General features: G+C 47.4%; 3 protein-coding genes and 1 pseudogene. 3 read left to right on the top strand and 1 reads right to left on the bottom strand.

Annotated elements, in window-relative coordinates; all coding sequences use genetic code 11:
- From ACRC27_RS06485 to ACRC27_RS06475, 3 genes and pseudogenes are all read left to right on the top strand, one after another.
- A pseudogene (locus tag ACRC27_RS06485) lies at positions 1-219 on the top strand (quinone-dependent dihydroorotate dehydrogenase); the annotation flags it as partial.
- A 123-nt stretch (positions 220-342) separates the two neighbouring features.
- Entirely contained in the window at positions 343-885 is a 543-nt protein-coding gene (locus tag ACRC27_RS06480) for a cell division protein ZapC (protein ID WP_010863983.1), read from the top strand.
- A 170-nt stretch (positions 886-1,055) separates the two neighbouring features.
- Entirely contained in the window at positions 1,056-1,595 is a 540-nt protein-coding gene (locus tag ACRC27_RS06475; protein WP_438639461.1) for a DUF1097 domain-containing protein, read from the top strand.
- A 151-nt stretch (positions 1,596-1,746) separates the two neighbouring features.
- Here the strand turns inward: ACRC27_RS06475 and ACRC27_RS06470 are convergent.
- A partial coding sequence (locus ACRC27_RS06470; protein ID WP_438639460.1) for a protein kinase domain-containing protein occupies positions 1,747-2,489 on the bottom strand: 743 nt, incomplete at its 5' end.

Here is a 2,489-nt window from a genome sequence, read left to right as displayed (position 1 = left end):
GGATTAAGTGGCCGACCGTTACAGCATCGCAGTACTGAAGTGATCCGTAAATTATCCGCTGAGCTGAAAGGGCAGTTACCGATAATCGGTGTCGGCGGGATTGATTCAGCCATTGCCGCGCGTGAGAAAATGGCTGCGGGAGCATCACTGGTGCAGATTTATTCTGGCTTTATTTATCATGGTCCGCGTTTAATTAAAGATATTGTGTCCCATCTCTGATTATTTCTGCATAAAAGGCCAGACAGGGGTTTGCAATAACGCCTGTCTGGTTTACATTTATCCTGTACCTTGCCGTTTTATAAAACACACTGTCTACACTGATAAAATACATTAGGTCTGATAATGAAAATCAAGCCGGACGATCGCTGGAAATGGTATTTTGACGCCGAGTTTGACCGTTTAATGCTCGATCTTGCCAATGGAATGGTATTTCGCTCCCGGCTCGCGGGTCGTTTTTTGATTGCGGATATTTTTTCTGGCTGTGCATTTACGGTCGAAGATACAGCGCAATATTATGATTATATGGATGGCTTACACGCTAGCCCACTGACATCAGCACAGAAAGCGGAATTAGTTTTAAACGCCGTTGCTGCGCAACGCTTTTTAAAACCGGTAATGCCAAAGAGTTGGTATTTTGCCCAAATCAATCATGGCTATTCACCGGAAATGGGTGAATTGGTTCAAGTACAATTGGTTGATAGCGAAGAAAAAGTATTGCTGTTTGTGGTGGAAAATAGCGGTAACGCCAGTTTGTGCTTAGTTGCCCAGCCACAGATGATCCTCAATGATCGTCCTCTGGCTCTCGGCGAGCCGATTAAGGTGATGAATGATCGCCTGTCTCCAGCCTCTACGCTGGCCTACGGGGCGTATGCGTGTGCGGGTTAATCGCGTTTCATCAGCATGGCTGAGTATGTGAAATACATAAATTGTGTGATGTAAGTCACTTTGCGGTGATTTTCACGATGAGTATTTGCATAAAAGTTTGATGCACCTCTTTATCTGACAATAGTCAGATCCTTATACTTCGCTCCTTCTATACTACGGAGCGCAAAAGTATGAGCATTCTTATGGCAATCGCACTGACTACCGGTCTTCTATCTGGTCTTTGGGCTTGGGTTGCGGTCAGTCTCGGTTTGCTCAGTTGGGCGGGTTTCCTCGGCTGCACCACCTACTTTGCGTCTCCAGTCGATGGGTTACGTGGCTTGCTGCTTAGCGTGCTGACTAATCTGAGCGGTGTTTTCTGGGCAATCGTGATCCTGCATGGCAGCGCATTAACTCCGCATCTGGAAATTGCTGGTTATATGCTGACCGCAGTCGTCTCTTTCTTTATGTGTATCCAAGCCAAGCAAAACTGGCTGAAATTCATTCCAGGTACATTCATTGGCTGCTGCGCGACTTTTGCGGCTAACGGCCAATGGCAGGTGGTTGTGCCATCGCTGGTGTTAGGTGCAGTATTTGGTTATAGCATGAAAGCCAGCGGAGTTTGGCTGCATGGCAAATTAGCGCAGAAGAAAAATATGCAGTCAGATCAGCATGTGACGATACAAGAAAGTGTCGAAGAAAAAAGTGCAGAGAAATCGGTACAGTCTGCGTGATGCCCATGGCAGTAGTCTGCTAGGAGCACATTTCCTTCCCTGAATAGCACATCGTTTATCTTAAATAACGCTTATCAGACTAAGTAGCATGATGTTTTGCATGCTACTTATCGTTTTCTTTAATAGCAGCCTGTTTAGCGCTATACACCGCTTAGATAACGATGCTTTCAACCACTCGGCTTACTACATCTCGCTCGGGTGTGGCTCTGCGGAGCATGACCGGTTTGGATTCGCTTGAAGAGGGGGCCTCAAGCGTCATGCGCCGCGGGATCCCTAAACATGGTGCTTTCTCGCCATTGACCAGCTGACCGTGGTAATGCTGCAAATGTTGCCGGAATTCAGTCAGAGTGGGGCGCTTTTCTGGCTGGTGCAGGCCTTCAATAAAGCAGCGCTCAAACAGTTGCTGCAATGTATCAGGGATCATTTGCCACAATAAGTACCATTCACCTAATGGAATATGGTGCTGGCCATCGGCACTAATGTTACAGCGCGCATAAGGGAAAAAGCCCTTCGTCATATTATCCGCTAAGCTTTCCCCTCCTTGATGATCAAATGGGTGTCGCCCCATCATTAACGTCATAAAGGTGATCATCGCCACGGCGTAGCAATCGGAGGCAGCGTTGCGTTGCGTTTCTTTCAGTGATTTTCCCCGAAATTCGGGCGGCAGCAGGCTTGGGTGACCAACGGTACAGGCAAAAACTTGCTTATCAAAATGTGGGATTTGGAAACTGTCACAATCGAGCAATGTGACCGTACCGGTATGCGGGTCGCACAACAAATTGTGCGGATTAAGATCGCCGACAAAAATATTTTGCTGATGCAAAGCATCCAGCGTGGTTAGCAGATTGAGCAGATAGCCCACTAACTCGATGCGATTGAGTGCCGGCGCATGCT

Source organism: Plesiomonas sp., from assembly GCF_051650925.1.
GTDB lineage: Bacteria > Pseudomonadota > Gammaproteobacteria > Enterobacterales > CAMTGL01 > Plesiomonas.
The sequence above is the reverse complement of the archived record's forward strand: the minus strand, read 5'-3'. Positions and strand labels throughout refer to the sequence as shown.

Coding starts and splice junctions, on each gene's coding strand:
- ACRC27_RS06480 (WP_010863983.1), top strand. CDS start 343: ATGAAAATCAAGCCGGACGATCGCTGGAAATGGTATTTTGACGCCGAG.
- ACRC27_RS06475 (WP_438639461.1), top strand. CDS start 1,056: ATGAGCATTCTTATGGCAATCGCACTGACTACCGGTCTTCTATCTGGT.